The sequence below is a fragment of the Ruegeria sp. SAZD013 genome (genome assembly GCF_059612525.1).
This window is the reverse complement of the sequence record NZ_JBXWQT010000013.1, coordinates 87616-113317: the sequence shown is the minus strand read 5'-3', so window position 1 is coordinate 113317 and position 25702 is coordinate 87616. Positions and strand designations below refer to the sequence as shown.

Genomic DNA, 25702 nt, shown 5'->3' with positions numbered 1-25702 from the left:
GCGTTGCTCAGTAGATCTTTGGAACGTAAAGCTCGTCTGGCAAAACCCGCCGCTCGTATTCAGGATTGTACCGCCGGTCCGGCAAATTGACCTTTTCCTGTGGCACGTCTTCGTAGGGGATTCTGGTCAACAGATGCTCAATACAATTCAGACGTTCGCGTTTCTTGTCATTGCCCTCAACGATATACCACGGTGCTTCGGGTATGTTGGTTCGGAACAACATGTCTTCCTTGGCCTTCGTATACGCCTCCCAGCGAATACGGGATTCAAGATCCATCGGTGACAGTTTCCACTGTTTCATCGGGTCGTGAATACGCATGAGGAACCGCAGTTGCTGCTCTTCATCCGTGATCGAAAACCAGTATTTCAGCAGAATGATCCCTGACCGCACCAGCATCCGTTCAAATTCGGGAACGTCCTGAAAGAACTGTTCGACCTGATCCTCGGACGCAAAGCCCATCACTCGCTCAACCCCCGCCCTGTTGTACCACGAGCGGTCGAACAACACGATTTCACCAGCCGCAGGCAGATGCGGCACGTAGCGTTGAAAATACCATTGGCTCTGCTCGCGGCGACTGGGGGCTGGCAGAGCGACCACACGGGCGACACGGGGGTTCAGGCGCTGCGTGATCCGTTTGATCACGCCCCCCTTGCCCGCACTATCACGGCCTTCAAACAGGATACAAACCTTGGCGCCAGTGTGCTGAACCCAATCCTGCACCTTGATCAACTCGGCCTGCAACCGCAGCAGGTTTCGGAAATAGACTTTGCGATCCAGCATTTCGGGGTGCTGGTCCCGATAGATTTTGCGGACTTCCATCGACAGCATAGGCTCGCTGAACTCGATTTCGAAATCTTCATCCAGCGTGTCTTCCAATTCGGCCTCAAGCCAGTTCTTGGTGCCCCCATCGTTCTCGTAAGCCAAGATCAGCTCCTTCTCAGTCATCGGGTTCGAACCATATCGGGCCTGTGTAACCGCCTGATGTCGTCGGATAAATCGAAGCCGATCCGTTGCAGCAGTCTCTATCGGAAATCAGGGTCTGGACGGGTATATGGTCTTTTACCCGAATGTGTACGCCTGGCCCAAAGGATACAAGCACAAGAATTGACACAAGGCGCCAATCGCGCGCTTTCAGGTTGCTTGCATTGCCTTGTTTTTGTGCGGCATGACTGGGTCCACAATTCAGACGAGAACGCCTTGACGTATTTCTTTTCGACATTGCCGGTCACCTGGCCCTGGCTGATCTTGATCACAGCGCAAGTCGCGGCGATGGGGCGACAATCCGGATTTGCGTATGCCCTGCTGATTCTGTTCGTCAGTGTCGCCTCGGTTACCGGACTGATGTCACCGACAACAATCGTGGCGGTGGCGCTTGGTCTGATCGTGGCCTTCTTCCTCCCACGCCGGACAGGTCTGCTGGCTATTGCGGGGCATACGCTGTTGATCCTGTGGTGCCTGGCATTGGGGGCACATCTGTTCCCAGGGTTCAACAATTTGAAACTGCTGGATCAAGTGCAGGCAAGTGCCTCGAGCACAAGTTTCACACTGCACCTGAATCTGGACAAACCCATGGTCTTCTTTGCCGTTCTTTTGGCTTGGCCCGGAATGCTGAACAGCGCAATCCAGACCAGAATAAGACCTTTGCTAGCGGGTTTTCTGATTCTGCCCGGCCTGTTTCTGCTGGGTCTATCGCTGGGCGCCGTGCGCTTGGACCTCTCAACCCCTTATTGGTGGATGGTATTTTGCCTGTCCAACCTGTTTCTGACTTGTCTTACGGAAGAGGCGTTCTTTCGCGGCTACTTGCAGTCGGCCATTACCTCGCGCCTTGGGGCAACAGGCGGTCTGGTCGCTGCCAGCCTGCTCTTTGGATTGGCGCATATCGGCGGAGGACCCGCGCTTGTAGTATTCGCAGCCCTTCTCGGGCTGGGGTGCGGGTTGGGATATTATGCTACCGGTCGGCTCTGGGTGCCTGTTGCGATGCATTTCGGGTTTAACCTGACCCACCTGCTGCTGTTCACCTATCCCGGCTCATTATGACGGTCAGACCGGCAAGGCCGTGGTCTTGAACACGGTACGCAGCGCAAATGAACTTTGCATCTGCGCCACCCCAGGCAAGCGCGACAAGTATTGCCGGTGGATACGCGCGAAATCTTCTGTGTTTTCCGCCACGACCTTCAGAATGTAGTCTGCGGTTCCGGCCATCAGATGGCACTCCAGCACATCTGGTATTCGGGCCACCGCCTTTTCGAACACATCCAGAACCTCTTCGGCCTGGCCTTGTAGCGTGATCTCGACAAAGACAGTGGTAGGCACGTTCATTTTCCGCGCATCCAGCAGAGCCACATAGTTGCGGATATAGCCGTCAACCTCCAACCGTTGAACGCGGCGGTGGCACGCAGATGGAGACAGGTTGACCTGTTCAGACAGTTCCGAATTCGACATCCGGCCATTCTTCTGAAGTGCGGCCAGAATCTTTCGATCAGTCGTATCCAGGCTCATTCCTGCAATTCCTTTGCGAGTTTTTTGAATAGTACGGGAAATTCTTCCAAAGAAAAGTCTACTGACACGTTTTCTTTCACAGAAATTGCGCCACGAAATGCACATAATTTAAGCAGCTTATGAACGGAGAGCCCAATGAAAATCGGTTGCCCCAAGGAAATCAAACCTCAGGAATTCCGCGTCGGGATGACGCCCAATGCTGCTCAGGAAGCGGTCGCTCGCGGACACCAAGTCCTGATCGAGTCCGGCGCGGGCATCGGCGCAGGTTTCGACAATGACGCCTATGTCGCCGCAGGCGCGCAAATTATCGACACCGCGGAAGAGGTGTTTGCCACCGCCGACATGATCGTCAAGGTCAAGGAACCGCAGGCCGTGGAACGCAAGATGCTGCGTGAAGACCAGCTGCTGTTCACCTATCTGCACCTGGCTCCGGACCCGGATCAGACACATGACCTGCTGGAATCGGGTTGTACCGCAATTGCTTACGAAACCGTAACGGATGCCAACGGCGGCCTGCCGCTGCTGGCACCTATGTCCGAGGTCGCCGGTCGTCTGGCCCCTCAGGTCGGATCCTGGACCCTGCAGAAGGCCAATGGCGGCCGTGGGGTTCTGATGGGTGGCGTTCCAGGCGTCGGCCCGGCCAAAGTTGTTGTGATTGGCGGCGGTGTCGTCGGAACACACGCAGCCAAGATTGCCGCCGGAATGGGGGCTGATGTTACCGTTCTGGATCGGTCGCTGCCGCGCCTTCGCTATCTGGACGATGTCTTTGGTGGAACTTTCAAGAACCAGTATTCGACGGCAGGCGCGACCGCTGAACTGATCCAGGACGCCGATATGGTCATCGGTGCTGTTCTGATCCCCGGCGCAGCCGCACCGAAACTGGTGTCGCGCGCTCAACTGTCGACGATGAAACCCGGCGCAGTACTGGTGGATGTCGCCATCGACCAAGGCGGGTGCTTTGAAACGTCAAAAGCCACTACCCATGCCGATCCGATCTACGATGTCGATGGCATTATGCATTACTGCGTTGCCAACATGCCGGGCGCTGTCGCGCGCACCTCGACCATCGCACTGGGCAATGCCACGATGCCGTTCATGCTGTCGCTGGCCGACAAGGGATGGAAACAGGCATGTCAGGACGATCCGCACCTGCTGGAAGGTCTGAACGTTCATGCTGGTAAACTGACCTACTATGCCGTTGGCAAGGCCCTTGGCATCGACGTCGTTTCGCCAAACGTGGTGGTCAAATCGTAAGCGCCTCCACTCCTGAAGTTGCCTGTTGATGGTAATTCTCAGGGTGGCGCGGTCGGTATCGAACCGACGACTTTCACAAAAAAGGGCACCGCGTTTCTGCGCGGTGCCCTTTTCAATACGCGGAAAGGATGAATGCTCGCCCAAACAATGGGCGCCAGCTGTCACCCCTGTTTCTGAATTTCGACCGAATGCGGATACGGAATCGAAACACCTTTGGCGTCAAACGCCTCTTTCACCGCCTTCGTAAGCTCGAACTTGACGTCCCAGTAATCGGCTGCGGCACACCATAGCCGCGCAGTCAGATCGACTGAGCTGTCGCCCAGATTCGTGACCCGCACCCAGGGTTCAGGATCGCTGTGAATGCGCTGGTCGGCCTTGGCCACATCCAGAATGATCTGCATGGCGGTATCTGCGCTGTCCCCGTAATCAATTCCAAACACCAGATCGACACGTCGTGTGTCATGGGCTGAATAATTGGTGATGATCGACCCCCATGCCTGACCGTTTGGAACAATGATCTGCACATTGTCGGGGGTCACAAGCTCGGTCGTGAACAGGCTCAGGTCCATAACGGTTCCTGCCGTGCCACCGATATCCACATACTGTCCAAGCTTGTAGGGCCGGAAAACCACCAACATTACACCGGCCGCAAGATCACTCAACGTACCCTGAAGTGCCAACCCGACAGCCAGCGAGGCAGCACCCAGAATAGCGACGATACTGGTGGCTTCTATCCCGAAGATCCCCAGAACGGCGACCAGAACTATGGCCAGAATTGCCCACTTGATCACACTGGCGGCAAAATTCCCAAGTGTCGGGTCGATCTGTGGTGTTTTGTTGATCCGGCGGCGTACTACACCCGCAATCGTTCGGGCGGCGATCCAACCCAAAACAAGAACGATCAGAGCTTTCGCTGCATTCAAGGCAATGGGCAAGTATTGATTGGCCATACCAATCGCCTGCTCAGCCAAGTCGGCGGTTTGTTCCATCTCGAATTTCCTCGTGTTTTCTGTTCGGCAATTCTAATAATACAGGCTCCGCGATTGGTGCGGAGCCCGATGTCGCGACGAAACGACAGGTCTACTTCTTCAAAGCGTCCCGGATTTCCATCAGGATGTCCAATTCGCTAGGACCTGTGGGGGCTTCTTCAGCCGCTTCTTCCTCTGCTTCGGCAGCGTCTTTGACCTTGTTCACCATCTTTACCAGCATGAAGACAACCCAGGCGATGATCAGGAAATTGATGATCGCCATTATGAAAGCACCATAGGCAAAGACGGATGCGCCTGCTTCACGTGCCGCTTCAAGGCTGGCACCTTCGGCCACATCGCCTGCCAGAACGGCGTAGTTGTTCGTAAAGTCGATACCCCCTGTGAACAATCCAATAAGCGGATTGATCAGGTCGCCCACCAACGAGGTAACAATTGCGGTAAATGCGGCACCGATAATGATCCCGACCGCCATGTCCATGACATTGCCCTTGGCAATGAACGTCTTGAATTCTTCCAGCATAGCATCCCTCTTGCTTTTTTAAGACCACGCCTCTGTTCACGCATGAGCGCATAGGAATTGTGCGTTAAACGCATGAAGAAGGGTATGTTTTTTAGGGGAAAGCCACCCTACTTTTCCCCAAACGGCATTACTCAGGAGGTTTCATGTCTCAACTTACGCCTTTTTTCGTAACCGACAGATGGCCTGCGAAGGATCCCAGCATCCTTCAACTTTACTCCTATCCAACGCCAAACGGCGTAAAAGCCTCGATCATGCTTGAGGAAACCGGCCTGCCCTATGAGGCGCATCTGGTGACACTGGCAGATGCGGATGTCAAAAGCTCCGAGTTCCTGTCGCTGAACCCGAACAACAAGATCCCGGCGATAATCGACCCCGACGGTCCGGATGGCGTGCCGCTGGCCCTGTTCGAAAGCGGTGCCATCCTTCTGTATCTGGCCGAGAAAACAGGTAAGTTCCTTGGCCAAAACGCGGCAGACAAGCACCGGATCACACAATGGCTGATGTTTCAAATGGGCGGCATCGGGCCAATGTTTGGCCAGCTAGGCTTTTTCTACAAATTCGCAGGCAGCGCGATAGAAGATCCGCGCCCGCGCGAGCGTTACATCAACGAAGCCAAGCGCCTGCTGAACGTGGTGAATACGCAACTGGAAGGACAGGATTGGATCGCGGGCGAGTATTCCATCGCGGATATCGCTCTTGCTCCGTGGCTGAATGCACTGGATTTCTATGGCGCTAAGGATGTTGTTGACTGGGACGGTTATTCCAATATCGTCGCTTATGTCGATCGTTTCTTCCAACGCCCAGCGGTTCAGCGCGGCAAAGCCATACCCGCACGAGACTGATAACAGTTAAAAGAAATGGGGCGCCAAACCGGCGCCCCTTTTATCGATCAGCCGGGCAGAGCGCCTGTCAGCACGTAACGCAGAATTTCGACCACCTGAACGGGTTCTTCCGCCACAGCCAACGCGGCGGCATCAACCTCTTTCAGCGCGTGCTGGTGATCCGAGCCATGCAGAACGATGATCGACTTGCCCAATGCTGCAGCATAACCCGCGTCAAAGGCGGCGTTCCACTGCTTGTATTTGTCGCCAAACCTGACGACGACAACATCCGCATCTGCAATCCCCTTACGGGTCCGGATCGCATTGACCATCGCTCCCTTGTGGTCGTGCCAATACTTGTTCGGCTCGGCCCCAAGAATGGCCACACCACAATCATCACTGGCCGCGTGATCAGTAACAGGGCTGTTGAAGGTCACGTCCAAGCCTTGCGCCCCATCGATGATCTGCTCACGCCAGTCAGTGTGGATTTCTCCGGAAAGATAAACGTTCAGGCCCATGGCAAACTCCGCTGTTGTTTCCGACCAATTTAAGGGTCCCACACCCAAAGCCCAACGCGAATTCCGGAAAAACCCCTACATTTTGCGAGCCACTAGGAATCGGCGAGCGTCACGTACGGGGAAACTGTCGCTCTCGATGATGCGGAACCCGGCGTGTTCAATGGCCGCATCAAGATCCGCCTCAGACAGGAATCGCACAAACGGAGCCTTACCAAAGAACTGCATGATCGGAAGCGCGAGGCGAATAGCGTAATACTTCAGGCTCGCTCCGCTGGACGGTCGGCAAAATGTTTTCGAAATAAACAGTCCGCCGGGTCTAAGGACCGAATGTACTCGGCTCAATGTCAGATCCAGATCTTCGACCAGGTGCAAAAGATTGAATGCCAGCGCCGCATCAAAAGAACCCTCAGGCGGTCGATTTGCATCAGCCTCGGTAAAGGTGACGTTTTCGATGCTTTGCGAAGCGGCGTTTCGACGTCCAACGGCCAACATACCGGGGGACACATCGGTTGCAGTGATAGATCCTACATATCCGGACAGCTTCAGAGCAGTCATGCCTGTGCCGCACCCAAGTTCCAGAACATCATCGGATTTCTTCAGGTAAGACGCTGTCCGTTCCAGCGTATGCTCGTACGAAGCCATGTCTTTTATGGGCGAGCGGGCATATTTCTCGGCCACTCCATCCCAGAATTTCGCAGTGGTGGTCATTGAGGAGTCTCCTTTCGGCGAGAATTTATTCATGCGCAGACCGAATATAAATTGCCGAAATTTGCAGGTTTACTATACATTTTTGTATGAATGAGTTTGGCGATTTTGATTGGAACCACATCCGGGCCTTTCTGGCGACGGCTGAAACTGGGTCATTTTCCGCGGCGGCACGGCAGCTGCGGCAAACGCAGCCTACCCTGAGTCGCCAGATAGCAGCGCTTGAACAGGACTTGGGCGTGATGCTGTTTGAACGGGTTGGCAGAACCCTTGAGATCACTCAGGCCGGATTGGAGCTGCTGGATCATACTCGCAAAATGGGGGACGCCGCCAACCGCATCGCGCTGACGGCATCCGGACAGGCACAATCCATTGAAGGCCGGGTTCGCATCACCGCCAGTGACGTGATGTCGGCCTATGTCTTGCCCGACCTGCTGCGCGAAATCCGGGCGCAAGCCCCGCGCCTGCGGATTGACGTGATTGCCTCAAACGATATTCAGGATCTTATGCGGCGCGAGGCAGATATCGCGATCCGCCATGTCCGTCCTGATCAACCCGACCTAATCGCGAAGCTGGTACAGGAGGCGTCGGGGCATTTCTATGCAACCACAGAGTATCTCAACCGTGCGGGACGCCCAAAATCAAAGCAGGACCTTTCACGGCATGAGTTCATCAGCTTTGGCGACAACAATCAGATGATCGCCTATCTGAAGCCGCTTGGCATTCACCTGACCAACGAGAATTTCCGGCTTGGGTCTCAGAACGGAATAGTGGCTTGGGAATACGCCAAACAAGGCTTTGGCATCGCGCCCATGTCGCAGACCGTCGGCGATGCGACACCAGGTATGGAGCGTGTATGCCCCGGGATGGAGGCTATCACATTTCCGATCTGGTTGACCACGCATCGCGAGTTGCACACCAGCCGCCGCATCCGGCTGGTCTATGACTTACTGACCAAGTTCCTGTCCAAATAAAAAACGCGCCCGAAGGCGCGCTTTCCATTGGAGCCTCAGAGCTCTAACCGCGCAGAACTCCGCCCGTCGCCTTGGCAACCTTAGCAATGATCTTCTCGGCCACGGCTTCGATGTCTTTTTCCTTCAGCGTCGCCTCAGTCGGTTGCAGGCGCACGGTAATGGCAAGAGACTTTTTGCCTTCGCCAAGGCTGCCGCCGATGAATTCGTCAAAGACACGCACGCTCTCGACCAGCGCCTTGTCGGCACCCGCGGCTGCGTTCACCAACGTCAGCGCTTCGACATCGGCATCGACGACAAAGGCAAAATCACGCTCGACCGCCTGCAAGTCGCGTAGTTCCAGCGCAGCGCGAGTGGCACCGTATTTGCGGGGCAAAGGCACTTCGTCCGGCCAGATGGTGAACGCCATTGCCGGACCTTTTATGTCCATCGCCTGCAAAACGCGCGGATGCAGCTCTCCGAAGACACCCAGTACTTTTTTCGGACCCAGACAGATTTTGCCATGGCGACCCGGATGCCACCATGGATCGCCGTCGCGCAAAATCTGAACCTTTTCGGGCGCACCAATGGCAGCCAGTACAGCCTCGACATCAGCCTTGGCATCGAACACATCCACCGGACGCGCAGCACCGTGCACATCCTTGGGGCCCGAACGTCCAACCAGCAGGCCGGTGATCTGGGTTTTCTGATCACCCGGCTCGCCATTGTGAAAGACCGGGCCGACCTCGAACAAGGCGACATCCGCGAAACCGCGCGCCTGATTGCGGGCCGCAGCCTGCAACAAGCCAGGCAGCAGATCGGGGCGCATATGGCTCATCTCGGATGAAATCGGGTTTTCGAGCATGGTCGTAGTATCGCCACCACCGAACAAAGCCGCCGAGGCCTGATCAATGAACGTATAACTGACGCATTCGTTGTAACCCAGCACCGTGCAGGTACGGCGCGCCATGGACTGACGGCGTTGTGTCGGGGTCATTACCGGTTTCGGTATCCCCTCGGTCACGCGCGGCAGCGGCCTGCCTTGCAGCTTTGTCAAGGAAGCAATCCGCGCGACTTCTTCCACCAGATCGGCCTCGCCCAGGATATCCGGGCGCCAGCTGGGGACATGGGCCATCTCACCTTCCAGACGAAAGCCCAGACGGGTCAGGGTCTGTCGCTGTTCGCTTTCGGGAATATCCATCCCGACCAGAGACTGCACCTTTTCCGCATTCAGCTTGTAGGCGCGTGCATGGTTCGGTGCTTTGCCCGCCTCTACCACGTTGGAGGCTTCTCCGCCGCAGATATCCAGAATCATCTGGGTCGCGTGTTCCAGCCCCTCGCGGGTGTATTCCGGGTCGACACCGCGCTCGAACCGATAGCGTGCGTCAGAATTGATCTTGAGCGCACGGCCCGTCAGAGCGATCTGAACATGATCCCAGAACGCGCTTTCAAGGAAGACGTTTACCGTTTCCTCGTTACATCCGGTTTCCTCACCGCCCATGATGCCCGCAATCGACTCCGGACCTTTGTCATCCGAAATCACCATCATTCCGGGTTGCAGCGTGTATTCTTTTTCATCCAGCGCGACCAGCGTCTCGCCGCCTTTGGCGCGGTGCACCCGCAGGTTGCCCTGAACCTTGTCGGCGTCGAATACGTGCAGCGGGCGATTGTGATCGTAGGTCATATAATTGGTGATATCCACCAGCGCCGAGATAGGACGCAGACCTATGGCCTTCAACATATCCTGCAGCCATTGCGGGCTGGGGCCATTCTTCACGCCACGGATCAGACGGCCAGTGAAATGTGGCGCGCCATCCAGCGTGTCTTCGTCGATCGTCACCTTGATCGGGCAATCGAAATCACCCGGAACATGCGTATAGTCACGCTGCTTCAACGTGCCAATTCCACGCGCGGCCAGATCGCGCGCAATCCCTTCAACCCCCAGCGCATCCGGGCGGTTCGGAGTGATCGCGATTTCGATCATCGGGTCGACTTTGGAAGGGTCGTTTTCTGCAAGCCAGTCCACAAATGTATCACCCACTTCGCCCGAGGGCAGTTCGATGATGCCGTCATGTTCATCCGACAGTTCCAGCTCACGCTCGGACGCCATCATGCCAAAGCTTTCGACACCGCGGATCTTGCCGACGCTGATGGTCAGGTCCAGGCCAGGGATGTACATGCCCGGTTTGCAGACCACGACCGTGATCCCTTCACGCGCATTGGGCGCACCGCAGATGATCTGTAGCTCACCCTCGTCTGTATCGACCTTGCAAACGCGCAGCTTGTCCGCATCAGGGTGTTTTTCCGCGTGCTTCACATAGCCCAGCGTAAAGCCTGCCAGCCGTTCGGCCGGGTTCACGATCTCTTCGACCTCAAGCCCGAGATCGGTCAGCGCCTCGGCGATTTCATCAACCGAAGCATCAGTGTCGAGGTGGTCTTTCAGCCAGGACAGAGTGAATTTCATTGCACGGGGCCTTTTTTGGCAAACATCCAGTCGGCACAGGCAATGGCAAAGAATGCGCCGGGGTGCAAGCTCTGCGCGTCACGGATAGGTGGGGGTGCGGCCCAAAAGCTCATCCAGCTGCCATCCGATCCAGCCATGGGGGATGAAATGCCCACCGGGATGCGTGTCCAGCGTCACCTGCCCCTGCGCGCAATCGGTCCATTCCACTCGTCTGAGCGTCAGGAACGGTTCCACACTCCAATCACCGCGCGGAGTCGCTGCACCGCAGCCAAATTTCTCACGCCACAGCGCCACCGGGTATGTCATGTCGCCACCCGGACCAAACGGGAAATCCATTACCGTGTCATCTGTCCCATGGACATGCCGCGCCTCTCGCGGGGCTTGCGGGCAGGTCTCGGTCTGGCGGAGTGTTCCCGCCACACCCAGCAGTGCCGCGATATCATCGCCGGTTTCGCAGACAAAGCGCCACGCCATCGCACTGCCAAAGGAATAGCCTGATACATAGATGCGGGTCGGGTCTATCGGATAGCGCCTGGCGATATCCTCAAGCACCCGGTCGGCAAAAGGCACATCATCCGAGCTTGCGGACCAGAAATCCCAGCTTTTGCCCAAACCGTTCGGGGCCACCAGCAGCACACCCCGACGCTTCGTGGCCCCGGCAATCCGTTCGTGGTTCACGACCACGGCGCCCTGCCGGGACCAGCCATGGAAATGCAGCAGCACCGGCAGAGGTGTTTCACCATCCCAGCCATCAGGTTCAAGAACGTGATACGAGCGGTCACCGAGACCACAGGCAATATCGCCGTGGCATTCGGTTTTCCAGGGACCCATGGCAAAGGCAGGCGCGGTCATAAGCAGGAGAAGGCAGAGCAATCGACAGATCATGCGCCCGACCCTAACGGGGCATTCCGCCCTGTCACTTAACATATCGGTGTAGTCCGAACGTAGGCCGGGCTTCAGCCCGGCACCCACCCATCGCACATGGCGGGCTGAAGCCCGCCCTACATCAGGTCAAAACACCAAGCCGCGCTATGGCCAGACCGCGGGATGGCGATCCTTGGGTTGTGGTGGGCAGTTTATGCTGGCCAAATCCGCGCGCTGTTCGAGCGTTGTACTGTCGGGGACAAATCGCCAGCCCGTGCGGGCGGTCTGGCGATAGCGCGGCGGCCTGTCGGCCTTTGCTTCGCGCTCTAGAAACCTTCAACGCGTTTCCTTTACATAAGCCGACAGACGAGATCGATTTGCTGCACCGACAAGAAACGAAAATCCGACGTGTCGTTTGATATCTAGTTTGACTGCTTCAACAAACTTCTTCTCTGAAGTTTGATATGAAGAACCAAGATCAGACAAGATGTCTATATCAGTCTGCTCAGGATTCTCTTTGTTCAATACAGATCGCCGTTGAGCGTCCAACCTAATCAAAAAGGCTAGCATTGCTTTGGCTTCAAGCAGCACATCAGACGGAGCCCCGGCGATTTCCATCCCCAATAGGTCCCGTTGACACCTAGCAATGAACACCTCGTTTCGCTCATAGTCCATAAGGGTGCTGGCCCTCTGGTGAAACTCAGCACAAGACTCGACGTAGTTTGTATATGAACGCCTGAGTTCTTCTTGGAGCTTTGTGTTGCGATCAATGTTCTTCTGCCACCGATAAACAATCGTTGCGACGAAAATCGCTACTAGGCCAAGAAAAAACTGCCCTAATGTCACCTACTCAACCCACCATGCAGGTTCGGCATATCCAGCGCTGCAAACCCGTAGTGGCGCAGCCAGCGCAGGTCGCTGTCAAAGAACGCCCGCAAATCCGGAATACCGTATTTCAGCATCGCCAGACGGTCGATCCCAATCCCAAAGGCAAAGCCCTGATAGACGTCCGGGTCGATCCCACCAGCGGCGATCACCTTGGGGTGGACCATGCCGGAACCAAGGATTTCCATCCAGTCGTCGCCCTCGCCGATCTTCAGCTGGCCGTTATCCCACGAACAGCGGATATCAACCTCGGCCGATGGCTCGGTGAAGGGGAAATGCGAGGCGCGGAAGCGCAGTTCGACATCGTCGACCTCGAAGAACGCCTTAACGAACTCTTCCAAAACCCATTTCAGGTTTGCCATCGAGATGTCCTTGTCGATGGCCAGCCCTTCGACCTGATGGAACATCGGCGTGTGGGTCTGGTCGTAATCGGCGCGGTACACGCCGCCCGGACAGATGACGCGTATCGGTGCACCCTGCTTTTCCATCGACCGGATCTGTACCGGCGAGGTATGGGTGCGCAGCACGTGCGGCGGGCGGTTATCACCCTCGGCGCGGTGCATATAGAACGTGTCCATCTCGGCCCGTGCGGGGTGGTGACCGGGGATGTTCAGCGCGTCGAAATTGTACCAGTCGTCTTCAACACGCGGCCCTTCGGCCACCGAGAAGCCCAGTTCAGCAAAGATCGCGGTCAGTTCCTCGGTCGCCTGGCTGATCGGGTGGATTGACCCCTGACGGCGCGGGCGGGTCGGCAGGGTGACGTCCAGCCATTCGGTCCGCAGGCGCTCATCCAGTGCAACATCGGCCAGCGCGGCTTTTTTGGCGGACAGCGCCGAGTTAATCTCATCCTTCAGGGCATTCAGCGCCGGGCCTGCGACCTGACGTTCCTCGGGCGTCATCTTGCCCAGCTCGCGCATCTTCAACGCGACCTCGCCTTTTTTGCCAACAGCCGCGACGCGGATCGCCTCAAGCGCGTTTTCGTCGCCTGCCTCGGCGATTTGGCCCAGATACTTTGCCTTAAGATCGTCCATGACGGCCCTCTGAATTTGGTCGAGAACCTGCTATCGGCCCCGCCCCGCGAATGCAAGCGGGACGGTGCGCATCAATAGCTGTATTCGGGATAAATCCGGGTCAGGTCTCCATTCCAGTCGCCATTGTAGTGTTCCAGCAACTCATCTGCGGGAACCTTGCCGGTGTCGATGCTTTCCTTCAGCGCGTTCAGGAAATGCGTCTCATCCGGGACCAGCCCACCAGCACCAGGGCGCGCACGGGCTTTCAGGCCCGCCTCGGAAATTGCCACGACTTCACGCGCCAGATCATGCATGTTGACGTTGCCAACCTGCGCCTGAAGACCGTCTTTGGCCGCTGCAACACGCAGCCCCTCGCGCGTTTCAGCATCCCAGCCCTTGACCAGATCCCACGCCGCATTCAGCGCGGTTTGGTCATAGGTCAGCCCAACCCAGAAGGCCGGCAAGGCGCAAAGTCGTCGCCAAGGGCCACCATCCGCGCCGCGCATCTCCATGAACTTCTTGATCCGCGCCTCGGGAAAGGCCGTCGTCAGGTGATCGGCCCAATCCGACAGGGTCGGCGTTTCCCCCGGCAATGCAGGCAATTCACCCTTGAGGAAATCGCGAAACGACATGCCCAGCGCGTTGATGTACTGCCCGTCGCGGTAGACGAAATACATCGGCACATCGAGCGCGTATTGGACATAGCGTTCGAATCCAAAGCCATCCTCGAACACGAAGGGCAACATGCCCGTGCGCGCATCGTCCAGATGTCGCCAGATATGGCTGCGCCAGCTTTTCTGGCCGTTCACCTTGCCTTCGAAGAACGGAGAATTGGCAAACAGCGCCGTCGCCACCGGCTGCAACGCCAGCGCCACGCGCAGTTTCTGTACCATGTCGTCCTCGGACCCGAAGTCGATATTGACCTGAACGGTACACGTCCGCCGCATCATGGCGCGGCCCATGGTGCCGACTTTTTCCATATAATCGTTCATCAGCCGATACCGCCCCTTGGGCATCAGCGGCATCTGGTCATGCGTCCAGATCGGCGCCGCGCCCAGGCCGATGAATCCAACGCCGATCTCATCGGCGATATCCTTCACCTCGCGCAGGTGAGTGTTCACCTCATCGCAGGTTTCATGGATCGTCTCCAGAGGGGCGCCCGACAGCTCCAGCGCGCCACCCGGTTCAAGGCTGACATTTGCGCCGTCCTTTTCCAGACCGATCAGATGACCGGATTCACGGACCTCTCCCCAGCCGTGGCGATCCCGCAACCCCTCCAACACGGCGACAATGGATCGCTTTCCTTCAAAAGGCAGAGGTTTCAGCGTGTCCTTGCAATAGCCGAATTTCTCATGCTCGGTGCCGATGCGCCAATCTTGCTTGGGTTTGCAACCCGATTCCAGATATTCGGCCAGTTGTTCATGGCGTTCGATCGGACCGCCGCCGGACTGAGGGATGGACATGAACCGTGCTCCGATCCTGCTGTGTCTGTTTTGAAGGTCAAGTGGTGGTCGTAAATGGCGCCAGTGTCAATGCAACGGCAAATGCGCCGGACGCGACGGTGTGCGTTCCCAGATAACGACCGGATGCCGCGATTTGCCGTTGAGTTCCGACAGCATTTGCTCGGTTTTGAGGCCCGGCAGGTTTGAGAATACGTCGAACAACGCCTCGGCTCCTTCCGCATTCACAGGAATGTGAAGCGCAGGTTGGCCCGGCTGATCCAGAACCCAATGTGCGGGGTCGGAGGTCGGGTCAAGGGCCAGACGCTCAATTTCGCGGGACGCGACGATGCCGCCATCCAAGGGGCCCAGATAAGTGATCTGACCTTCATCAATCGTCACGACACCTTGCCCGCCCGCGCCTGTTCTGAAACGCGCGCGCTGTATGCCGATCACAGCCAAAGCCGCTGACACGACAATCAGAAACCAGCCTACCCAGGCCAACAGCCCACCCGGCCCGCTGATCCAGCTCAGACCAAGGATCAGGATAAAAGCCGCGACCAGAACCTCACGCCAACGCCAAAGCGCCAGTTTTGCTTCGGGTCGGATGAAACTCATGCCATCGCCTCAAACGAAAATGACACCGCATAGCGAACAAGCTTCAGGTTTGGCACGGCCTTTGCAGCCGATACTGTGCGTTTGTCGAAGTCGTGGGCGACAATGATGCCCCGGATTGACTCATCCTCACCTTCTTCCAAAAGATCGCCCATATAGCCCAAGATCTGAGCCACAACCTTTGGGTCCGTCCTTCCCGCTTTCAACTCAATAACTACTAAGCCGCCTTCTACATCTCGACACAAAATATCAATAAAACCAGAGACTACTGCGCGTTCGGCGCCATCATCAATGATTGACAGGCTTCCATCTAACAAAGAAATCTCTCGTCGCAGGGCAGACTGCATATCCCGCTCGAGCGCAAATCTCTGGCGCTCAGAGGTCAGAGCTTCTATTGGGGCGGCAGGATCGTTCGCGGGTGCCTCTTTGTTTTGCGAACTAGCTTCGCGCCGAAATCGAGCGTAACGCTGAACCGCGTTTTTGTAAGACTGAAGTCCATTTCGCAAATTGCCGTTTATTGGAATTCGAGAAGGGTTCTTTCGACCGCTGCGCTCGTCTGCGGTGGAATAATTCAAGCCTAAAACAACGTCCTGCAGCTTTCCAGCGTTAAAGGCATCATCTAATGAACCATAGTGCTCTTCCACTTTCTGCACACGATGAATCTGGGCGATACAGGTGTTTTCGGCATACCCTTCCGAAACAAGCCAATCATGATAATTTTTATCCATACCGATTCCTTAAGTCCAATCCCCCAATGCCTGCTGCCACATGGTCAACGCGGCCACCGCCGCTGTATCCGCCCGCAGAATACGCGGGCCAAGACTGACCACATGCGCATAGGGTAAAGCCGACAACCGTGCGCGCTCAGCGTTGGAAAACCCGCCTTCCGGGCCGATGAGAATCGCCCAGGGGCGCCCTTTTTCGTGCGCTGCCAGCCGCAGGGCCGAGCCGACCTCGGCTTCGTTGCAGAACATCAACTGCCGACCTTCAGGCCAGGTCTTCAGCACGCGGTCCAGCCGCTGAAGGTCTGCCACCTCGGGCACGTAGGTTCCTCCGCATTGTTCAGCGGCTTCGATTGCATGAGCCTGAAGCCGGTCTTGCCGGATACGGTCTGCGTTGGTGAATTCGGTCTGAACTGGCAGGATGCGTGCCGCGCCCATTTCAGCTGCTTTTTCAACAATGAAATCGGTGCGCGCCTTTTTGATTGGCGCAAACAGGAACCACAGATCGGGGGGCAGCTGCAAAGGTTTGGTCTGCCTGATACAGGTCAGAGCGCCGCCACGCTTTCCGGACTCGGCGACCTCGGCCAGCCACTCGCCATCCTTACCGTTAAACAGCGCCACTGCTCCGCCAACCGGCAGTCGCATGACGCCAAACAGATAGTGCGCCTGATCGCGCGTCAAAGGAACCGATTGCCCCTGACCCAAGGGCTGCTCTACATACAGTCTGATTTTCGCACTCATGAGACCTACATATGCAAGGCAATGCCCCAACACCAGATGGTCAAGTCGCCGATGCCGTCACCGGCAACTGGGTCGACACCCATGCCCCAGCCTTTGCCCGACCGTATCTGCGGCTGAGCCGCGCGGACCGGCCCATCGGCACATGGCTGTTGCTGCTTCCATGTTGGTGGGGGCTGGCGCTGGCCATCCTGCATGACGGCCAACCGCGTTGGGAAGATCTGTGGATTGCCCTAGGCTGCGCATTCGGAGCCTTTTTGATGCGAGGTGCCGGTTGCACGTGGAATGACATTACAGACCGGGAATTCGACGCACAGGTTGAACGCACACGATCACGCCCGATACCGTCGGGGCAAGTCAGTGTCCGGCAAGCTGCGGCCTGGATGATCCTGCAAAGTCTTCTGGCGCTTGGCATTCTGCTCAGCTTCAATCAGGCGGCCATTGCCATGGGTGTGTTATCTTTGCTGCCGGTGACCGTTTATCCGTTTGCCAAGCGGTTTACCTGGTGGCCTCAGGTTTTTCTGGGTCTGGCCTTCAACTGGGGCGCATTGCTGGCCTGGACGGCGCATAGCGGGTCGCTCGGCTGGCCTGCTGTCACACTGTACCTGTCCGGCATCGCGTGGACCCTGTTCTATGACACGATCTATGCACATCAGGATACCGAGGATGATGAACTGGTCGGCATCAAATCCACCGCGCGCCTGTTCGGCACCGACACGGCGAAATGGCTGAAGTATTTTCTGGTCGCAACAGTATCGCTGATGGGGCTGGCCATTATTGATGCCGGGGTGCCTGACGCGTCGATTCTGGCGTTGGGGATCGCGCTTTGCGGTCCCTGGGCCATGGGCTGGCACATGATGTGGCAATTGCGCGGGCTAGATACCGAAGACAACGCCAAACTACTGCTGCTGTTTCGGGCCAACCGCGATACCGGCTTTATTCCGCTGATCTTCCTCTGCGTCGCCTTGCTGCTCTGATTGCACCCGCTGTACGGGGCCTGTAAAGATCGGCGCAAACGCCTGAGGAGTGCCAAACCCAAACATGCGTCTGCCGTATTTTATCGCTGTTTCCCTGATCTTTCTCGTATCAGCAGGCCTGTCGCTTCTGGCAGCCAGCTATGCCGTTACCGAGATCGAAGAATCATCAGAACTGGCTGTACGGCGCTCGCTGGACCTAAAAGGACATGATTGGGCCGAGGTCGAGGCCGATGGTTTGCGGGTGGTCCTGACCGGTACAGCGCCAGATGAGGCGACCCGCTTTAACGCTCTGACCGCCGCGGGAACCGAAGTTGATACATCTCGCGTAATCGACGAAATGGAGGTTATCGCAACTTCTGCCCTCGCAGCACCGCGCTTTTCGGTAGAAATCCTGCGCAATGACAGTGGAATCTCGGTGATTGGTCTGATCCCGGCCAGTGAGAACAGGGACAAGCTGATCCAACGGCTGGGCAATCTGGACAGATCCGTTGCCGTGTCGGACCTGATGGAAACAGCGGATTATCCAAAGCCCAAAGGATGGGATGCCGCAATTTCTTACGCGTTAGAGGCCCTAACCCACCTGCCCCGCGCCAAAATTTCCGCCAACCCGGATTTGGTCAGGATCACGGCAATTGCCAACAGTCAGCAAGAAAAACAAAAACTGGAACGCGACCTGACCCGTACGGCACCGCCCAGCCTGCGGGTTGGGCTGGCAATTTCAGCACCTCGCCCGGTCGTCACGCCTTTTACTTTGCGTTACCTGATCGACGAAGGAGGTGGGCATTTTGACGCCTGTTCCGCCCAGGATGAGAAGGCACGTGACCGTATCGTGGCCGCCGCGAAAAACGCGGGGTTGACGGGGTCTTATTCCTGCACCGTCGCCTTGGGCGAACCATCGCCACGCTGGCCAGAAGCAGCCGAGAAAAGCATTCAGGCGCTGTTCAGGATCGGCCAGGGTTCGGTCACCATTTCCGACGCAGACATTACCCTGATTGCTGCCGAGGGCACCGATCCTACGGTGTTCGACCGGGTTGTGGGCGAGCTTGAAACCGAGCTGCCTGCGGTTTTCGCACTGCACGCCGTTTTGCCAGAGCCTGAAACAACGAACGCAAACGGCCCGGTCGAGTTCTCGGCCACCCGCAGCCCTGAAGGGCTGGTGCAATTGCGCGGACGGCTGGGTGATGAAACTCTGCGCGACATGGTCGACAGCTACGCGCGCGCGGCCTTTGGGTCCGATCAGGTGTATACTGCCACCCGCATCGTTTCGGATCTTCCGGCGGACTGGCCAGTACGTGTACTGGCCGGTCTGGAGGCTTTGGGTCAGCTCCACAACGGCGTATTGACCGTAACACCCGATACGGTCGAACTGATCGGCCTCAGCCACGAAGAAGACGCCAAGGCCCGTATCGCAGGTCAACTGTCCGACAAGCTGGGCGAGGGGCAGGAATACACCCTGACCATCACCTATCAGCCCCCACCGGAACCCGAGGACGCCCTGCCCGACCCGGAAGTCTGCGAGGCCCAGATCGCCGAAATTCAGGCCACCGGTAAGATCGCCTTTGAGCCCGGATCGGCCACGATTGCATCAGACTCGCGCGATGTGGTGAACCAGATTGCGGATATCCTGCGCGACTGCGGTCCAATCCGTATGGAGATTCAGGGCCACACTGACAGTCAGGGCCGGGAAGAGATGAACCAACAACTCAGCCAGGCGCGGGCACAATCCATTCTGAACGAATTGCGCGGGCGGCGCATTCCTACCAGCAGCTACACCGCTGTGGGATATGGGGAAACGCAACCCATCGCTGACAACGACACAGAAGAGGGCCGGGAAGAAAACCGCCGGATCGAGTTCCGTCTGATCCGCCCTGAGCCTGTTGCAAGTACCAAAACAGGGCTTGAAGCGCTTGAGACCGAGGCTGCGACATCCGCAGAGGACCAAACCGACACGACCGCACCTGATGCGGATGCAGGGGACCAGTAAGTTGAACAGAACAGAATTCGTCATTGTCACTGCCATTATCCTGTTCGCGGCCTTCTGCATGGGCTGGTTTGCCAACTGGCTGGCGCACCGCCTGTCCCGCGTAAGTCAAAGCGATGTCGCTGATCTGGACCGGATGAGTCAGGAGTTGCACGAGGCCGAGGAAACCCGCGATCAGGCCATCACCTATTTGCAGCAACGTGAGGCCGAATTGACGAACCAGCTAACCCAGACAGAGGCCGAGCTGGCAGCCGCAATGGATGGCCTGCGGGCCGCGCGTCAGGAGGCCGAAGAACTGCGCGGACGGATCAACAACGCGGATTAAGCGCACGACCTTGCGCCGTCGCCGAAGTTTGCAAGAATAAACGGTCGCTAAGTACTACCACCGGGTCAGCGCGTCTTCGTCTTCGTCTTTGGCTGCGACCCATTCCGCACCAGAGTGGGTGATTTCCTTCTTCCAGAAGGGTGCGCGAGACTTCAGATAATCCATCAAGTATTCCGCTGCCTCAAACGCATCTTTACGATGCGGCGCAGCGGTGGCCACCATCATGATCCTGTCCCCCGGGGCCAGTCGGCCATGACGGTGAATCACCAGGACGTCACCCAATGACCACCGCTCCTTGGCTTCCCGGGCAATCTTGGTCAGGGCCCGTTCCGTCATACCCGGATAGTATTCAATCTCCATCACGTCCAGATCACCGCTTGCCAAGTCGCGCACAACGCCAGTGAAGGTGACAATGGCTCCGTTGGCATCATCCCCGGCGGCAAAAGCATTGGCCTCGGCCCCCAGATCGAATGCTTCCTGCTGAACAGCGATCCGCATGGGTCAGCCGCCTGTCATTGGTGGAAAAAATGCCACTTCCCGAACGCCCGACAGCGAGGCGTCGAAATCCGACAACTCCTGATCCAGTGCAACGCGCAGGGCGGACAAATCGGCAAATGCCGCGGCATAGCGATCTTCCCGCGCGCTCAACTCGGCCACCAGGTCATTGACTGTGACTGCCTGCGTCTCGACCTTTTCCTTTGGCAAGCCGATACGCTCGCGAACCCATGCAAAATACAGCACATCCATCCCTTAGATCTCCTTCAGATGTGGCATGGCTTTACGTAGGTAATCATAGCCGGTGATCAATGTCAGCGTCGCCGCAATCCACAGCAACCACAGCCCGATCTGGCCCGCCCAAAACATGCCATGGATGTTCCAGCGCAGGTGGTTCACATCTTCAACCTGGCCCGCGATGACCTGTTCTACCAGCGCAGCGTCCATGCCGAAACTCGCCATCACGGCATAGTGTTCAAAGATACCCTGCGAAAACAGCACGGCAATGGCGATCATCTGCGCTGTTGTTTTCCACTTAGCCAGCTTTGTAACCTTCAGCGTCCCCGCAACATCGCCCAGATATTCGCGCAGACCCGAGACAAATACCTCGCGGAACAAGATTACGGTGGCGGGTAGCACGAGCCATGGCGTCCAGTGTTCGGTCGAATAGCCAACCAGAATCATCAGCGCGATCACCACCATTGCCTTGTCGGCAATAGGGTCCAGCATCGCACCCATCTTGGTTTCCTGTTTCCACGCACGGGCCAGATAGCCATCAAACCAATCGGTGATCGCCGCCGACAGGAACAGGATCAAAGCGAACCAGTCCGCATAGGGCCGCGTGAAGTACAAAAACATAACGGCCAGACCGGGCGCAGCCAGCAGGCGTAGAACCGTCAGGATATTGGGCAAATTCCACTTCATGGCTTGGACCCTATATCGCCGGTTCAAGACAGAAAAGACAAACTGGTAAAAAACTACATCACTCACAACAGCTTGGTCAAAGCGCCGCAGGTCCGACGCTTTGGACCTTGTGCACTTGGCGTTTCACGTCTTTGCGGTCAGATTGCCCGTCAACTGCAAAGCGGAACGTACAGGATGACAGCGCATATTCAAACCGACGCCCGGTCGAACATGGTCGGCAGCCTGTGGATGGTGGCCGCAATGGCGGGCTTTGCGCTGGAGGATGCGTTGCTGAAAGCAGCTTCGACCGCGCTTCCGATCTGGCAGGTAATGGTGCTGTTCGGGACGGGCGGGTCCGTTATCTTTGCCGCGCTGGCGTCAGCTCGTGGAAAACGCCTGATGCACCCAGACGTTCTTTCCCGCCCGATGAAAGTTCGGGTGCTGTTCGAAGTCTTTGGTCGGCTGTTCTATGTGCTCGCCATCGCATTGACGCCCTTGTCCTCGGCCACGGTGATCCTGCAAGCGACGCCGTTGGTTGTGGTCGCAGGCGCGGCGTTGTTCTTTGGTGAAACGGTTGGTTGGCGGCGATGGAGCGCGATTTTTGTCGGTATGATCGGCGTCGTCATTATTCTGCAACCCACTGGAAACAGTTTTTCGCTGCTGTCGATACTGGCCGTGCTGGGTATGTTAGGGTTCGCAGGGCGCGATCTGGCCAGCCGCGCGGCCCCTGCCACGCTTGGAACCGAAGTTCTAGGGTTTTATGGTTTCCTCAGCATTATCTTCGCGGGCGTTGCCTATCAAGTGTGGGAAGGCCTGCCCATGACACCGGTTGGCCTGCACGCCAGCCTGCATCTGACGGGCGCGGTTCTGATGGGCGTCATGGCCTATGCCTCGCTCATGAACGCGATGCGCACGGGAGAAGTGTCTGCCGTAACCCCGTTCCGCTATACCCGACTGCTGTTCGGTATTGGGTTGGGTATCGCCCTGTTCGGCGAAAGCCTGAACCGTACCATGTGGGTCGGCAGCGCGCTTATTGTAGCCTCGGGCCTCTATATCCTGTGGCGGGGGCGACAGGTCTAACCCTTGTCGTGGAAGAAATCATAGACTTTCTGAGCCAACCCGGCCGAGATCCCCTCGACCGCTTTCAGGTCCGCCAGATTGGCCCGGCTTACCGCTTTGGCGCTGCCGAAGTGAGTCAGCAAGGCGCGCTTGCGTGCTGCCCCGACACCTGGGATTTCATCCAGCGGCGTGGCACCAACGGCCTTGGCGCGTTTCGCACGGTGGGTGCCAATGGCAAAACGGTGCGCCTCGTCCCTTAGCCGTTGAATAAAGTACAAGACGGGATCGTTGCGTTTCAGCGCAAAGGGGCGCTGACCGATCCGGTGAAACTCTTCCTTGCCGTGGTCACGGTCGACCCCTTTGGCAACACCGACCATCGGAATGTCTTCGACCCCGTGAGCCTGCATGATCTCGTGCACAGCGCTGACCTGCCCGGCACCGCCATCGATCAGCAGCAGGTCGGGCCAATGCCCCTTATCCCGATCCGGGTCTTCTTTTTGCAGGCGGGTGAAGCGACGGTTCAGAACCTCTTTCATCATGCCGAAATCGTCACCCGGGGTCAGGTCATCGCCACGAATGTTGAACTTGCGATAGGCGTTCTTCATGAACCCGTCGGGCCCTGCCACGATCATGCCGCCAACAGCGTTGGTACCCTGAATGTGAGAGTTGTCGTAGACCTCGATCCGACCGGGCGGGCCGTCCAGATCAAATGCTTCGGCCACACCGCGCAACAACTTGGCCTGTGTCGCGCTTTCCGACATGCGCCGGGCCAGAGACTCTCGCGCATTGCGCAATGCACCTGCAACCAGTTCCTGTTTTTCCCCGCGCTGCGGCACGAGAAGCTCGATCTTACGACCGGCTTTTTCCGTCAAAGCTTCCTGCATCAGATCGGCGTTTTCGATCCCGTCCGACAAAATCAACTGCCGTGGTGGTTCCTTGTTGTCGTAGAACTGGCCAAGGAAAGCTTCCATCACCTCGGCCGGAGATACATCTGGTCCTACACGCGGGTAAAAATCCTTGTTGCCCCAGTTCTGGTTGGCACGGATGAAGAATACCTGAACACAGGCTTGCCCGCTGTCCATATAAAGGCCGATCACATCTGCTTCGGTCACACCACGAGGGTTGATGCCTTGTGCGGTCTGTACCTGCGTCAGCGCCCGGATACGGTCGCGCAGACCGGCGGCGCGTTCGAACTCCATGGCCTCGGACGCAGCCATCATCTGTTCGGCCAGTTCCTCCTGAACCTTGGTCGAGCGCCCCGACAGGAAACGTTCTGCATCCTTCACGCTTTCACTGTAATCCTGTTCCGAAATCAAACCGACACAGGGCCCCGAGCACCGTTTGATCTGATAAAGCAGACAGGGCCGCGTGCGGCTGTCGAACATGGAATCCGAACAGTTGCGCAGCAGGAATGCCTTTTGCAGCTGGTTCAATGTGCGGTTTACAGCACCCGCGCTGGCAAATGGTCCGAAATAGGCGCCCTTCTCCTTCTTGGCCCCACGGTGTTTCTTGATCTGCGGAAACTCATGATCCTTGGCGACCAGGATATTCGGAAAGCTTTTGTCGTCCCGCAGCAGCACATTGTATTTCGGTTTAAGCTGCTTGATCAGGTTCTGCTCCAGCAGCAGCGCCTCGGTTTCAGTTCTTGTGGTCAGAAACATCATCGAAGCGGTCGAAGCGATCATCTTCTCGATCCGGCCCGAATGACCCGGCCTTGTATAGTTCGACACCCGCGCCTTCAGGTTTCGCGCCTTACCCACGTATAAAACCCGACTGTCGGCATCCAGCATCCGGTACACCCCGGGTGAGCTGTCCAGCGTCTTTGCGTGGCGCTGAATGCAGGCATAACCGGTCAGGGACGATTCACTGTGGGTAGTCATGGGATTCCGATATGATTCTCTTTTACTGGCTGCAATCTTGCGGGCCTCAGATCAAGAGAAAACAAATCCACGATTCCTGTGGATAAGTGTGAAGATAAGTTTTCACAGCCATAGAATTTCCCTTGTTTCATTACCACTTCATTAACATGCACAAAAAATAGGCACATTTTCAAGATATTGATTTTTAACAATATTTTTTCACACATTTAGCAAGTGTATGAAAAAAAAGACATTTTTGTAACACGCGGGTAACACAAACGTGCGCGGTGCAAAACTTGCAGCGATATTGCTTATTCAACTCCCAGAACATCCGGCGTTTTCCACCCAAGGTGCTGACCGCCATCCACGCAAATAAGTTGTCCCGTTACCGCGTGCGCATCCAGAAAATACCCCATGGCGGCGGTGATATCCGATGGATTTGACCCGCGTTCCAGAACCGTATTCGATCTTTGCGCCTGGAAATGCTCGGCGCTTTGACGATGCCCCTGTACCGTCGGTCCGGGCCCAATGGCATTGACTCGGATTGCCGGGGACAGCGCCTGTGCCGAGGTACGGGTCAGCGTCCATAACCCCATTTTGGCGATGGTGTAAGAGATGAACTCGGGTGTCAGCTTGCGTACGCGCATGTCCACCATGTTGATGATCAGACCGGTCGCAAGGGGTTCACCGTTTTCGTCTGTATCCGGAACCAGCCCCTGCCCGGCCATGGCTTGGGTCAAAACGAACGGTGCCCGCAGATTACTGTCGAGATGGCGGTCCCAGCTTTGGCGGGTCGCTGTGTGAACGCTGTCATATTCAAAGATCGATGCGTTGTTTACCAGACAGGTGATCGGCCCACCCAGAGCCTCGGCTGCTTTGGGCAGCAGGTCCTGCACCTGTGCCTCGTCCAGCAGATCGGCCTGCAGTGCCACCGACCGTCGATCCAATGCCTGTACCTCCGCCACGGTCTCGTGCGCGGGGCGTTCTGAGGACGCATAATGAACGGCGACATCATATCCACGACCCGCCAGATAAAGCGCCATGGCCCGACCCAGACGAATACCGGCACCGGTCACTAAAGCTCGGGTCATGCTTCACCTCGTTTCGTC

The 25702-nt window shown here is 57.1% G+C and carries 27 protein-coding genes; 8 read left to right on the top strand and 19 right to left on the bottom strand.

Annotated elements, in window-relative coordinates; all coding sequences use genetic code 11:
• Positions 1-7 precede the first annotated feature (7 nt).
• Positions 8-946: a polyphosphate kinase 2 gene (gene ppk2, locus AC2FLU_RS02620; RefSeq protein ID WP_267365547.1), complete on the bottom strand. Its 939-nt coding sequence runs from the start codon at positions 944-946 to the stop codon at positions 8-10.
• A gap of 252 nt (positions 947-1198) precedes the next feature.
• Here ppk2 and AC2FLU_RS02615 point away from each other — a divergent pair, with 252 nt between their 5' ends.
• The gene (locus AC2FLU_RS02615) at positions 1199-2038 is read left to right on the top strand and encodes a CPBP family intramembrane glutamic endopeptidase (protein WP_496808330.1); all 840 of its coding nucleotides are present in this window, start codon (positions 1199-1201) and stop codon (positions 2036-2038) included.
• Positions 2039-2041: 3 nt separating this feature from the next.
• On the opposite strand, the gene AC2FLU_RS02610 is transcribed toward AC2FLU_RS02615, so the two are convergent.
• Positions 2042-2500 carry an Lrp/AsnC family transcriptional regulator gene (locus AC2FLU_RS02610; protein WP_209506641.1) on the bottom strand — a complete coding sequence of 153 codons (459 nt, stop codon included), beginning with the start codon at positions 2498-2500 and terminating at the stop codon, positions 2042-2044.
• A 135-nt stretch (positions 2501-2635) separates the two neighbouring features.
• On the opposite strand from AC2FLU_RS02610, the gene ald reads away from it, so the two are divergent.
• Positions 2636-3754 (top strand): alanine dehydrogenase, encoded by a 1119-nt coding sequence (ald, locus tag AC2FLU_RS02605; RefSeq protein WP_267366958.1) that lies wholly within the window; start codon positions 2636-2638, stop codon positions 3752-3754.
• Positions 3755-3915: 161 nt separating this feature from the next.
• On the opposite strand, the gene AC2FLU_RS02600 is transcribed toward ald, so the two are convergent.
• Both AC2FLU_RS02600 and mscL read right to left on the bottom strand, forming a co-directional pair.
• On the bottom strand, positions 3916-4704 hold the full coding sequence (locus AC2FLU_RS02600; protein ID WP_480506817.1) for a mechanosensitive ion channel family protein: 789 nt from the start codon (positions 4702-4704) through the stop codon (positions 3916-3918).
• 130 nt (positions 4705-4834) lie between these two features.
• A complete protein-coding gene (mscL, locus tag AC2FLU_RS02595; RefSeq protein WP_480474950.1) occupies positions 4835-5263 on the bottom strand; it encodes a large conductance mechanosensitive channel protein MscL in 429 nt (142 codons plus the stop codon).
• Positions 5264-5406: 143 nt separating this feature from the next.
• Between mscL and AC2FLU_RS02590 the strand changes: the two genes are divergently transcribed.
• On the top strand, positions 5407-6105 hold the full coding sequence (locus AC2FLU_RS02590; RefSeq protein ID WP_496808331.1) for a glutathione S-transferase family protein: 699 nt from the start codon (positions 5407-5409) through the stop codon (positions 6103-6105).
• A 47-nt stretch (positions 6106-6152) separates the two neighbouring features.
• Here AC2FLU_RS02590 and AC2FLU_RS02585 read toward each other — a convergent pair whose 3' ends face one another.
• Both AC2FLU_RS02585 and AC2FLU_RS02580 read right to left on the bottom strand, forming a co-directional pair.
• A complete protein-coding gene (locus AC2FLU_RS02585) occupies positions 6153-6602 on the bottom strand; it encodes a YtoQ family protein (RefSeq protein WP_480494371.1) in 450 nt (149 codons plus the stop codon).
• 75 nt (positions 6603-6677) lie between these two features.
• Positions 6678-7310, bottom strand: coding sequence for a class I SAM-dependent methyltransferase (locus AC2FLU_RS02580; protein WP_496808332.1), 633 nt, complete (start codon positions 7308-7310; stop codon positions 6678-6680).
• A gap of 86 nt (positions 7311-7396) precedes the next feature.
• Between AC2FLU_RS02580 and AC2FLU_RS02575 the strand changes: the two genes are divergently transcribed.
• Positions 7397-8281 carry a LysR family transcriptional regulator gene (locus tag AC2FLU_RS02575; RefSeq protein WP_480554257.1) on the top strand — a complete coding sequence of 295 codons (885 nt, stop codon included), beginning with the start codon at positions 7397-7399 and terminating at the stop codon, positions 8279-8281.
• Positions 8282-8324: 43 nt separating this feature from the next.
• On the opposite strand, the gene pheT is transcribed toward AC2FLU_RS02575, so the two are convergent.
• From pheT to AC2FLU_RS02535, 8 genes are all read right to left on the bottom strand, one after another.
• A complete protein-coding gene (gene pheT / locus AC2FLU_RS02570; RefSeq protein WP_496808333.1) occupies positions 8325-10721 on the bottom strand; it encodes a phenylalanine--tRNA ligase subunit beta in 2397 nt (798 codons plus the stop codon).
• A 78-nt stretch (positions 10722-10799) separates the two neighbouring features.
• Positions 10800-11606: a CE1 family esterase gene (locus AC2FLU_RS02565; protein ID WP_496808334.1), complete on the bottom strand. Its 807-nt coding sequence runs from the start codon at positions 11604-11606 to the stop codon at positions 10800-10802.
• A gap of 315 nt (positions 11607-11921) precedes the next feature.
• Complete coding sequence (locus AC2FLU_RS02560) at positions 11922-12203, bottom strand: hypothetical protein (protein WP_496714689.1); 282 nt, start codon at positions 12201-12203, stop codon at positions 11922-11924.
• A 224-nt stretch (positions 12204-12427) separates the two neighbouring features.
• Positions 12428-13501, bottom strand: a complete 1074-nt coding sequence (pheS, locus tag AC2FLU_RS02555) for a phenylalanine--tRNA ligase subunit alpha (protein WP_496714690.1) — start codon at positions 13499-13501, stop codon at positions 12428-12430.
• Between the two features lie 71 nt (positions 13502-13572).
• Positions 13573-14943 (bottom strand): glutamate--cysteine ligase, encoded by a 1371-nt coding sequence (locus tag AC2FLU_RS02550; RefSeq protein WP_496714691.1) that lies wholly within the window; start codon positions 14941-14943, stop codon positions 13573-13575.
• 66 nt (positions 14944-15009) lie between these two features.
• A complete protein-coding gene (locus AC2FLU_RS02545) occupies positions 15010-15537 on the bottom strand; it encodes a hypothetical protein (protein WP_496714692.1) in 528 nt (175 codons plus the stop codon).
• The gene (locus AC2FLU_RS02540) at positions 15534-16262 is read right to left on the bottom strand and encodes an endonuclease NucS domain-containing protein (RefSeq protein ID WP_480518330.1); all 729 of its coding nucleotides are present in this window, start codon (positions 16260-16262) and stop codon (positions 15534-15536) included. Before AC2FLU_RS02540 ends, AC2FLU_RS02545 begins: the two co-directional genes overlap by 4 nt.
• 9 nt (positions 16263-16271) lie before the next feature.
• Positions 16272-16997 (bottom strand): 16S rRNA (uracil(1498)-N(3))-methyltransferase, encoded by a 726-nt coding sequence (locus AC2FLU_RS02535; protein WP_496808335.1) that lies wholly within the window; start codon positions 16995-16997, stop codon positions 16272-16274.
• Between the two features lie 11 nt (positions 16998-17008).
• Between AC2FLU_RS02535 and ubiA the strand changes: the two genes are divergently transcribed.
• The 3 genes from ubiA to AC2FLU_RS02520 all read left to right on the top strand — a co-directional run bounded on the left by ubiA (position 17009) and on the right by AC2FLU_RS02520 (position 20277).
• Entirely contained in the window at positions 17009-17971 is a 963-nt protein-coding gene (gene ubiA, locus AC2FLU_RS02530; protein WP_209598711.1) for a 4-hydroxybenzoate octaprenyltransferase, read from the top strand.
• 64 nt (positions 17972-18035) lie between these two features.
• The gene (locus tag AC2FLU_RS02525; RefSeq protein WP_480474925.1) at positions 18036-19955 is read left to right on the top strand and encodes an OmpA family protein; all 1920 of its coding nucleotides are present in this window, start codon (positions 18036-18038) and stop codon (positions 19953-19955) included.
• Between the two features lies 1 nt (position 19956).
• On the top strand, positions 19957-20277 hold the full coding sequence (locus tag AC2FLU_RS02520; protein ID WP_267365430.1) for a hypothetical protein: 321 nt from the start codon (positions 19957-19959) through the stop codon (positions 20275-20277).
• A 54-nt stretch (positions 20278-20331) separates the two neighbouring features.
• Here AC2FLU_RS02520 and AC2FLU_RS02515 read toward each other — a convergent pair whose 3' ends face one another.
• Genes AC2FLU_RS02515 through pgsA form a run of 3 tightly spaced genes read right to left on the bottom strand, consistent with a single transcriptional unit; the run spans position 20332 to position 21696 of the window.
• Positions 20332-20775, bottom strand: coding sequence for a molybdenum cofactor biosynthesis protein MoaE (locus tag AC2FLU_RS02515; RefSeq protein WP_480474924.1), 444 nt, complete (start codon positions 20773-20775; stop codon positions 20332-20334).
• Between the two features lie 3 nt (positions 20776-20778).
• Positions 20779-21024, bottom strand: a complete 246-nt coding sequence (gene moaD / locus AC2FLU_RS02510) for a molybdopterin converting factor subunit 1 (RefSeq protein WP_480474923.1) — start codon at positions 21022-21024, stop codon at positions 20779-20781.
• Between the two features lie 3 nt (positions 21025-21027).
• Positions 21028-21696, bottom strand: coding sequence for a CDP-diacylglycerol--glycerol-3-phosphate 3-phosphatidyltransferase (pgsA, locus tag AC2FLU_RS02505; protein WP_480518324.1), 669 nt, complete (start codon positions 21694-21696; stop codon positions 21028-21030).
• A gap of 174 nt (positions 21697-21870) precedes the next feature.
• Between pgsA and AC2FLU_RS02500 the strand changes: the two genes are divergently transcribed.
• A complete protein-coding gene (locus AC2FLU_RS02500) occupies positions 21871-22755 on the top strand; it encodes a DMT family transporter (protein ID WP_496808336.1) in 885 nt (294 codons plus the stop codon).
• Here the strand turns inward: AC2FLU_RS02500 and uvrC are convergent.
• Both uvrC and AC2FLU_RS02490 read right to left on the bottom strand, forming a co-directional pair.
• Positions 22752-24614 (bottom strand): excinuclease ABC subunit UvrC, encoded by a 1863-nt coding sequence (gene uvrC / locus AC2FLU_RS02495; protein WP_496808337.1) that lies wholly within the window; start codon positions 24612-24614, stop codon positions 22752-22754. The two genes, AC2FLU_RS02500 and uvrC, sit on opposite strands and share 4 nt — an antisense overlap.
• Before the next feature lie 290 nt (positions 24615-24904).
• Positions 24905-25684: an SDR family oxidoreductase gene (locus AC2FLU_RS02490; RefSeq protein ID WP_496808338.1), complete on the bottom strand. Its 780-nt coding sequence runs from the start codon at positions 25682-25684 to the stop codon at positions 24905-24907.
• Between the last annotated feature and the right edge of the window lie 18 nt (positions 25685-25702).

What these genes read in the sequence shown, in the direction of transcription:
- ppk2 (WP_267365547.1), bottom strand. Translation starts at nt 946, where the DNA reads ATGACTGAGAAGGAGCTGATCTTGGCTTACGAGAACGATGGGGGCACC.
- AC2FLU_RS02610 (WP_209506641.1), bottom strand. Translation starts at nt 2,500, where the DNA reads ATGAGCCTGGATACGACTGATCGAAAGATTCTGGCCGCACTTCAGAAG.
- ald (WP_267366958.1), top strand. Translation starts at nt 2,636, where the DNA reads ATGAAAATCGGTTGCCCCAAGGAAATCAAACCTCAGGAATTCCGCGTC.
- AC2FLU_RS02600 (WP_480506817.1), bottom strand. Translation starts at nt 4,704, where the DNA reads ATGGCCAATCAATACTTGCCCATTGCCTTGAATGCAGCGAAAGCTCTG.
- mscL (WP_480474950.1), bottom strand. Translation starts at nt 5,263, where the DNA reads ATGCTGGAAGAATTCAAGACGTTCATTGCCAAGGGCAATGTCATGGAC.
- AC2FLU_RS02590 (WP_496808331.1), top strand. Translation starts at nt 5,407, where the DNA reads ATGTCTCAACTTACGCCTTTTTTCGTAACCGACAGATGGCCTGCGAAG.
- AC2FLU_RS02585 (WP_480494371.1), bottom strand. Translation starts at nt 6,602, where the DNA reads ATGGGCCTGAACGTTTATCTTTCCGGAGAAATCCACACTGACTGGCGT.
- AC2FLU_RS02580 (WP_496808332.1), bottom strand. Translation starts at nt 7,310, where the DNA reads ATGACCACCACTGCGAAATTCTGGGATGGAGTGGCCGAGAAATATGCC.
- AC2FLU_RS02575 (WP_480554257.1), top strand. Translation starts at nt 7,397, where the DNA reads ATGAATGAGTTTGGCGATTTTGATTGGAACCACATCCGGGCCTTTCTG.
- pheT (WP_496808333.1), bottom strand. Translation starts at nt 10,721, where the DNA reads ATGAAATTCACTCTGTCCTGGCTGAAAGACCACCTCGACACTGATGCT.
- AC2FLU_RS02565 (WP_496808334.1), bottom strand. Translation starts at nt 11,606, where the DNA reads ATGATCTGTCGATTGCTCTGCCTTCTCCTGCTTATGACCGCGCCTGCC.
- AC2FLU_RS02560 (WP_496714689.1), bottom strand. Translation starts at nt 12,203, where the DNA reads ATGGAAATCGCCGGGGCTCCGTCTGATGTGCTGCTTGAAGCCAAAGCA.
- pheS (WP_496714690.1), bottom strand. Translation starts at nt 13,501, where the DNA reads ATGGACGATCTTAAGGCAAAGTATCTGGGCCAAATCGCCGAGGCAGGC.
- AC2FLU_RS02550 (WP_496714691.1), bottom strand. Translation starts at nt 14,943, where the DNA reads ATGTCCATCCCTCAGTCCGGCGGCGGTCCGATCGAACGCCATGAACAA.
- AC2FLU_RS02545 (WP_496714692.1), bottom strand. Translation starts at nt 15,537, where the DNA reads ATGAGTTTCATCCGACCCGAAGCAAAACTGGCGCTTTGGCGTTGGCGT.
- AC2FLU_RS02540 (WP_480518330.1), bottom strand. Translation starts at nt 16,262, where the DNA reads ATGGATAAAAATTATCATGATTGGCTTGTTTCGGAAGGGTATGCCGAA.
- AC2FLU_RS02535 (WP_496808335.1), bottom strand. Translation starts at nt 16,997, where the DNA reads ATGAGTGCGAAAATCAGACTGTATGTAGAGCAGCCCTTGGGTCAGGGG.
- ubiA (WP_209598711.1), top strand. Translation starts at nt 17,009, where the DNA reads ATGCAAGGCAATGCCCCAACACCAGATGGTCAAGTCGCCGATGCCGTC.
- AC2FLU_RS02525 (WP_480474925.1), top strand. Translation starts at nt 18,036, where the DNA reads ATGCGTCTGCCGTATTTTATCGCTGTTTCCCTGATCTTTCTCGTATCA.
- AC2FLU_RS02515 (WP_480474924.1), bottom strand. Translation starts at nt 20,775, where the DNA reads ATGCGGATCGCTGTTCAGCAGGAAGCATTCGATCTGGGGGCCGAGGCC.
- moaD (WP_480474923.1), bottom strand. Translation starts at nt 21,024, where the DNA reads ATGGATGTGCTGTATTTTGCATGGGTTCGCGAGCGTATCGGCTTGCCA.
- pgsA (WP_480518324.1), bottom strand. Translation starts at nt 21,696, where the DNA reads ATGAAGTGGAATTTGCCCAATATCCTGACGGTTCTACGCCTGCTGGCT.
- AC2FLU_RS02500 (WP_496808336.1), top strand. Translation starts at nt 21,871, where the DNA reads ATGACAGCGCATATTCAAACCGACGCCCGGTCGAACATGGTCGGCAGC.
- uvrC (WP_496808337.1), bottom strand. Translation starts at nt 24,614, where the DNA reads ATGACTACCCACAGTGAATCGTCCCTGACCGGTTATGCCTGCATTCAG.
- AC2FLU_RS02490 (WP_496808338.1), bottom strand. Translation starts at nt 25,684, where the DNA reads ATGACCCGAGCTTTAGTGACCGGTGCCGGTATTCGTCTGGGTCGGGCC.